This window comes from Ferdinandcohnia jepli, assembly GCF_047246645.1.
In the GTDB taxonomy this organism is placed as follows: domain Bacteria; phylum Bacillota; class Bacilli; order Bacillales; family Bacillaceae_L; genus Ferdinandcohnia.
The window spans coordinates 22,025-29,530 of sequence record NZ_JBFOKR010000032.1; the positions used below are offsets into that span (position 1 = coordinate 22,025).

Annotated in this window: 7 protein-coding genes; 6 read left to right on the plus strand and 1 reads right to left on the minus strand. The window is 36.0% G+C overall.

Annotated elements, in window-relative coordinates; all coding sequences use genetic code 11:
- Nucleotides 1-38 precede the first annotated feature (38 nt).
- Entirely contained in the window at nt 39-776 is a 738-nt protein-coding gene (locus tag AB3M96_RS22755) for a DUF554 domain-containing protein (RefSeq protein ID WP_412969902.1), read from the plus strand.
- 71 nt (nt 777-847) lie between these two features.
- On the opposite strand, the gene yyaC is transcribed toward AB3M96_RS22755, so the two are convergent.
- On the minus strand, nt 848-1,465 hold the full coding sequence (yyaC, locus tag AB3M96_RS22760; RefSeq protein WP_412969903.1) for a spore protease YyaC: 618 nt from the start codon (nt 1,463-1,465) through the stop codon (nt 848-850).
- A 194-nt stretch (nt 1,466-1,659) separates the two neighbouring features.
- On the opposite strand from yyaC, the gene AB3M96_RS22765 reads away from it, so the two are divergent.
- From AB3M96_RS22765 to ychF, 5 genes are all read left to right on the plus strand, one after another.
- Nucleotides 1,660-2,658, plus strand: a complete 999-nt coding sequence (locus AB3M96_RS22765) for a YkvI family membrane protein (protein ID WP_412969904.1) — start codon at nt 1,660-1,662, stop codon at nt 2,656-2,658.
- Between the two features lie 60 nt (nt 2,659-2,718).
- Nucleotides 2,719-3,621, plus strand: a complete 903-nt coding sequence (locus AB3M96_RS22770) for a mechanosensitive ion channel family protein (protein WP_412969905.1) — start codon at nt 2,719-2,721, stop codon at nt 3,619-3,621.
- A gap of 4 nt (nt 3,622-3,625) precedes the next feature.
- Nucleotides 3,626-3,823: a DUF951 domain-containing protein gene (locus AB3M96_RS22775; RefSeq protein ID WP_412969906.1), complete on the plus strand. Its 198-nt coding sequence runs from the start codon at nt 3,626-3,628 to the stop codon at nt 3,821-3,823.
- A gap of 341 nt (nt 3,824-4,164) precedes the next feature.
- Nucleotides 4,165-6,165 (plus strand): molybdopterin-dependent oxidoreductase, encoded by a 2,001-nt coding sequence (locus tag AB3M96_RS22780; RefSeq protein ID WP_412969907.1) that lies wholly within the window; start codon nt 4,165-4,167, stop codon nt 6,163-6,165.
- Nucleotides 6,166-6,288: 123 nt separating this feature from the next.
- On the plus strand, nt 6,289-7,389 hold the full coding sequence (gene ychF / locus AB3M96_RS22785) for a redox-regulated ATPase YchF (RefSeq protein WP_412969908.1): 1,101 nt from the start codon (nt 6,289-6,291) through the stop codon (nt 7,387-7,389).
- Nucleotides 7,390-7,506 lie beyond the last annotated feature (117 nt).

Sequence of the window (7,506 nt, forward strand, 5' to 3'; positions counted from 1 at the left end):
TCTTTTTACTACTTAAATTATACTAGGGGAAATGAAAAGTGGTTTTGTTAGGGACAATTGTAAACGGAATATGTATTATTGCAGGTACTTTTATTGGAAAGTTACTTCATCGTATTCCTGAAAATATTAAATCAACGGTAATGCAAGGAATTGGCTTAGCTGTTAGTCTATTAGGTATACAGATGGGATTAAAAAGCGAACAGTTTTTAATCGTTATTTTCAGCCTTGTTTTTGGAGCTATACTAGGCGAATGGTGGGGGCTTGATGATAAGCTGAATGCCCTTGGTATTTGGATTGAAAAAAAGGTTGGTTCGTCGTCAAGTGAAGGTACCCTTGCAAAGGGGTTTGTTACTGCAACTCTAATTTTTGTAATTGGTGCTATGGCAATTATTGGTGCATTAGATAGCGGCTTGAGACAAGATCATCATGTTCTGTACACTAAATCCATTATCGATGGATTTACGAGTTTAATTTTAGCAACAACCTTAGGAATTGGAGTATTATTTTCAGCAATTCCCGTTATGATTTATCAAGGCTCTATTGCTTTATTTGCAACACAAATTGAAAAGTGGGTTCCAAGTAGTTTAATGGACTCGTTTATTGTCGAAATGACAGGAACTGGCGGTTTAATGATCCTGGCTATTGGACTTAATCTATTAGGAATTACAAAAATCCGGGTAGCTAACCTTTTACCAGGTATTTTAATTACAGCCATACTCGTAACAGGTGTATATTATTGGAATACAATTCTTTTATTTACACAGGGTATTTTCTAAAAACCTCTTCATCCATTGAAGAGGTTTTTTTATTTGCTTAAGAGCTATGCAGAAGGATATCTATAAGGCATTTATAGAGAGTTGTAATGATCTTCATGAAGGTTTTCAATCTCCATTTTTCTAGCATATTTTGCTTCTGCTAAACAAATACCATTGGAGATAGTATTTGCTATCTTCATTACTAAGCTTAACCTCGTATTTTGTAGGACAAAAAACTCCATAAATCCACTAACATTGACAATTCCGGTTATATGCATGTCTCCAATAGGTGTTAATTCCTTATTTACACCAGCCCCAGGCTTGATTGGGCCTTCCCCTATGGTAATCATCCCCACGCTTTTTAAACGCCCTAAACAAGCGTCTATGCCAATAATAAATGGGTCTTTATGTTTCTCTTTTATCTTATCAATTTTCTCAAGAAGATTAACTGCATGTATAGGTTCGTCCAAAGTGCCATATACATGAAAGTGGGACAGTCCTTTTTCCATAGTTTTCGTGCCTATAAGAGGACCAAGTGAATCACCTGTTGAACGGTCAGTTCCTATACAAAAAATAACTACGGGCTGGCTGGTATCGGGCAGCATTGAGGAAATCTTTAAAGCGATTTGATTATCCGCTAATTCCTGATCATAGGGAATACGAAATGGTTCACTTTTATGGTTATCAAAAAACTTGTATTTAAGATTCATAGGTTTTCCACCCCTTATTAACTGTAGTATCAGTATACGGAGATATCGTGAGTTCTATACATCTTGAATGAAAGAAACTAATAAGCAAGCTGTCAAATAGGTTTGGATATAGGGGCGATGAAAGATTTAATACTGCTTAGAAAATAAAAAAAGATAGAAATATGGGGGGATTTCATGCTTCGGGCAGGGGTAAAATGGATGTTTTTATATTAGGAACTGCTATAGGTGCAGGTTATGCATCTGGAAGAGAAATATGGCAGTTTTTCGGTGAGCAGAGTGGGATGGCTATCATTCTCTTTACTTTTATCTTTGTTATTTGTTGTTATACAATCATGAAGATAGCATACGAGAAAAAAACAGAACACTTTGTTCCGGTTTTGAAAGAGTTAATTGGACCTAAATTAGCACATTTGTATGATGGCATTACAATTTTGTATTTATTTTCAACAACAATTGTCATGCTTGCGGGAGGGGGTGCTACACTAGAACTCTTTAATATCCCTTTTTGGTGGGGAATCATTATATTCAGCTTCCTTCTTGTCCTAGTATTTTTACGTAATATAAATGGGTTAATTTCCATTAATATAATAATTATCCCATTGTTAATTATTTTTTTAATAACAGTATTAGTCATTTTTCTTTTCTCAGCTCAAAGGGAGTTTGTATTTGCCCTGGACCAACAAGAGAATTGGCCAGCAGCATTTACGTTTACGGCACTTAATATACTGCCACTTGTTGCAGTCTTAGGTGCAATAGGTAAGGAAATGAAATCCAAAGGAGAGGCATGGATTGCCAGTTTAGGAAGCGGATTGTTTTTAGGTGTTATTTCGTTTATTTATAACGAAGCATTGATTGATATTGCTCAAGAAATTATGTTATATGAGATACCGCTTTTTATTATTCTAAAAAACTTTCCGTACATCATTGTGCTAGTCATGTCTGTTCTTTTATTCGGGGCGATATTTACAACAGCAGCCTCTGGATTATTAGGTTTAACAACACGTTTTAAAGAAAAGATGAAACTACCTCTTTGGTCAATTGCTATTATACTAATATTATTAATGGCACCATTTACAACCTTTGGCTTTTCAACACTAGTATCGATTCTATATCCGTTATATGGTATTGCTAACCTTTATTTATTGGCAGTATTACTCCTGTATCCAATCGTAAACCGCTACAACTTAAAGTGAATTCTTGGTACAATACAATAAAACAACTTTCAATTTATTGTGATAGGGAGTAGATATTCTTTGCAATGGATGGACTCGATTTATACGGAACTGTCAGCTTACGTCACTGACGGTGATATGTGGCTTTTAATAGGAACAAGAATTTTAAGGATAATTTTAATCTTAATTGTGGCTGCCATCGCTATTCGAGTGGGAAAGGCGATGATTCAACGGATTTTTAGACAAAGAGACAGAGGCCCGCGATTTATATCGGAAAGGCGAGAGGCGACACTAGTAAAACTTCTTGAAAATGTCCTTACCTATGTGATCTATTTCGTTGTTATTATGATGGTACTAGAAACGGTCGGAATCCCAATTAGGGCCTTATTAGCAGGAGCAGGAATTTTAGGATTAGCTGTCGGTTTTGGTGCACAAAACTTAGTAAGAGATATTATAACAGGATTTTTTATTATATTTGAGGATCAATTTTCTGTAGGGGATTATGTAAGAATTGGTGCTTTTGAGGGAGCGGTCGAAGAAATTGGTTTACGAACAACAAAGATAAAATCAGCAGCGGGGGAATTACATATTATCCCGAATGGTAGTATTATGGAAGTAACAAACTTTTCAATTCATAATAGTGTAGCGATAGTAGACGTAAGTATTGCGTATGAAAGTGATATCTCAAAAGCTGAACAAGTCATTGAACAGCTTCTACAGGAATTGCCTAGTAGATATGAAGAAATCGTGAATGTTCCTCAATTATTAGGAATTCAAAACCTGGCTGCCTCAGAGGTTGTTATGCGTATTACATGTGAGGTGCAACCTATGAAGCACTGGTATATGTCTAGAATGATCAGGAAGGAAGTTAAAAACCGTCTTGATGAATATGGCATAGAAATTCCTTTCCCACGTTTAGTTCTATACAATCGTAATGATGATAGTAATCAAACTAATCAGGAGAATCAAAAGGGTAGAGGGTGATAATATGGTAGATAAAGAATTTGGTCTAAACGATATTGTAGAAATGAAGAAACCTCATCCATGTGGTACAAACAAATGGAAAATCATTCGATTAGGAATGGATATACGAATTAAGTGTGAAGGATGTGCACACAGTGTACTGATACCACGAAAAGAGTTCGGAAGAAAAATGAAGAAAATCTTAGTCAAGCATGAGGAGTAATCTCATGCTTTTATATTTTAGCAGATAGGAAAGTATAAAATTCTTTCCTATCTGCATAAGTGCAACTACGGCTCTGCTGTCGCCTAAAGGCTCGGCAATCACCGAGTTATCTAATAAAAGATAACTTCATACAGTATTTATAGCAACGGTGGATGTTATTTCTGCTTACAAGTGAAAGCAAGGATAGTATCTTTAATTAAAATATCGCCCTCACTTTCAAACAAAATTTGGAAGTATATCAAAGTAATATTATTATGTATTTAATTGATTACTGCTATATAATAAGTAAAAGTATTTAGTAGTTATATAGATATTTAGAGAAGACTGGGGGAGAGAGTAGATTGGCTACGTTTAAATCTGCATGCCCGTTAAATTGTTGGGATAGCTGTGGTTTTGTTGTTGAAGTTGAAGATGGCAAAATTGTTAAAATAGAGGGTGATAAGGACCACCCAATTACTAAAGGGAAAATTTGTGGAAGAGGAAGAATGCTAGAAAAAAGAACAAATTCACCCGATCGTGTTTTATATCCACTGAAAAATATAAATGGTGAATTTCATAAAATCACATGGGAACAAGCCCTAACTGAAATCTCTGAGAAGTTCGTTGATATTAAACATAAATATGGTACAACAGCCGTTTTACACAGCCATGATTATGCAAATGGAGGGTTATTGACCAAGATAGCTGAACGCTTCTTTAATTGTTATGGCGGAGTAACAGAAGTAATCGGAAGCATTTGTTGGGGGGCAGGTATTGAAGCTCAAAATTGGGACTTTGGCAATGCTTGCAGCCATGCACCTGAAGATATATATAACAGTAAAAACATAGTAATTTGGGGCAGAAATGTAACTAGAACTAATATGCACTTATTTGGATTTTTACAGGAAGTGAAGAAAAAAGGTGCAAATATTATTGTTATTGACCCAATGTATAATGGAACTGCAAAAATAGCAAATTCTTATATTCCAATTACACCAGGCATGGACGGCTTCTTAGCAATTGGGATTATCAAGGAAATTGTTCGTTTAGAGAAGGAAGACAAAGAATTCATTCAAAATCATTCAGTAGGTTACTCTGACCTTTTAAAAGTAATAGAATCTATTTCTCTAGAAGAAATTGAAGAAATAACAAATGTTTCACGTGAAACAATTTTAGAATTAGCTCACATTTATAGCAATGGACCTACTGCAACATATATGGGGTTAGGAATGCAGCGCTATGCGAATGGCGGGAATACGATTCGTTTAATTGACGCACTTGTTGCAGTAAGCGGGAATATCGGTATTGCAGGTGGTGGAGCTAATTTTGGAAATACACAGGTTGGACAGAGTTTTGATAGTTCTGCGCTTACTCTACCAGAACGAAAACAGGCTTCTAGATCATTTACTATGATGGAACAAGCGGAGGGAATACTTACGGCGAATGATCCTCCTGTAAAGATGGTAGTGGTAACCTGCGGGAACCCGTTAACTCAAGTACCGAATTCAAGTCTTGTTAAAAAAGCGTTTGAATCTGTTGATACAGTAGTTGTGCTTGAACAGTTTATGACTGATACTGCTCGAATGGCTGACTATGTTCTTCCATCTGCAACTGTATTTGAAGAAGAGGACATCTACTATTCATCTATGTATCACCATTTTGTGAATTATGGTCCAAAATTGGTTGAAGCACCAGGAGAAGTCAAATCTGACGTCTGGGTGTGGACGGAATTAGCGAAGAAACTTGGATTTGGAGAGGATTTCAATTACTCTAGACAAGAATTTATTCAAATGGGTCTAGGTGATTTACAGGAAAAAGGTATATCCTTTGAAGAGTTACAAGAAAAAAGCCATATCCCACTTCCTGTTAAGTTAGTACCTTGGCAAGACAGACAATTTGCAACACTATCTGGTAAATATGAATTTACTTCCTCTTTAGGTGAGGCAAAAGGGTTGAATGGAAAGTTAAAGTTGTCTTATCCGAGGGAGTCTCATTATTCAAATGAAGTATTAGCAAATAAATATCCTTATACTTTACTAACAATACACCCGTTGCGTTCAAATCATTCTCAGCATTACCACTTAATAGAAAATATGCAGTCTATTAAAGTGGAGATATCTCAGGATGTGGCTGAGAAACAGGGGTTACAAGTGAACGATACTGTAAGAGTTTTTAACGACCGTGGTGAAGTTCAAGGCAAAGTGCAAATTCTAAAGGATTCGTCTCCTAATGTAATTTGTATTGATGAGGGCCAATGGCATATATTTGGTGGTAGTGTAAATAACCTTACTTCACATGAGGTTTCGGATAATGGACTTGGCAGTACGCTATATGATTGCTTAGTTTCGATTGAAAAGATATAAATATTGAATCCAAACTAATATAGGAGCCGTTTCTATTTTGAAACGGCTTGTTTTTTTTACAGGTAATATCTATAATTGTGAAAGGTTACATTTGTTACGGATAAAAAGAGGAGTGGAAAGAAGATGGCGTTAACAGCAGGAATCGTTGGTCTTCCTAATGTTGGAAAATCAACACTTTTTAATGCAATTACTCAAGCTGGAGCAGAATCAGCAAACTACCCGTTTTGTACAATCGACCCTAATGTAGGGATTGTAGAAGTACCAGACGAGCGTTTAAATAAATTAACAGAACTAGTTCAACCTAAAAAAACTGTACCTACTACATTTGAATTTACCGATATCGCAGGGATTGTAAAAGGTGCTAGTAAAGGGGAAGGTTTAGGTAATAAATTTTTATCCCATATACGTCAGGTTGATGCAATATGTCATGTTGTTCGTTGCTTTGCAGATGACAATATTACCCATGTTGCTGGTAAAGTAGATCCTATATCAGATATTGAAACAATAAATTTAGAACTGATCTTAGCTGACCTGGAAACAGTAGATAAGCGAATTGATCGTGTGGCGAAGCTTGCAAAACAAAAAGATAAAGATGCTGTGTATGAGCATGAAGTTCTTGTAAAACTTAAAGAGGCTTTTGAGAGTGAACAACCAGCACGTACTGTTGAATTCACAGATGAACAAATGAAATTTGTAAAAGGATTGCATTTGCTAACTATTAAACCAGTACTTTATGTTGCCAATGTAGGCGAAGATGATGTAGCAGACCCTTCATCAAATGAATACGTACAATTGGTTCGTGAATTTGCTGAAAAAGATAATGCAGAGGTTATCGTTGTTTGTGCAAAAATCGAATCAGAAATTGTGGAACTTGAAGGTGAAGAAAAAGCAATGTTCCTAGAGGAATTAGGAATTGAAGAATCAGGTTTGGATCAGTTAATTCGCGCTGCATACCATTTATTAGGATTAGCAACTTACTTTACTGCTGGTGTCCAAGAAGTAAGAGCATGGACCTTTAGAAAAGGTATGAAGGCACCACAATGTGCGGGTATTATCCATTCGGACTTTGAAAGAGGATTCATTCGTGCAGAAACAGTTTCTTATGATGATCTACTGAATGGCGGCTCTATGAATGCTGCTCGTGAAGCAGGAAAGGTTCGTCTGGAAGGAAAAGAATATATTGTACAAGACGGGGATGTTATCCATTTCCGATTTAATGTTTAAAAAAATGATAAAAAAAAGCACTTGCAATGATGTGACCCCAAAAAGTTAGAGTTTTATATTAAGCAGCTAATTGGCTAGTATGGACCCGGTATTGAACTGGGCTCATGCCTGCCAATT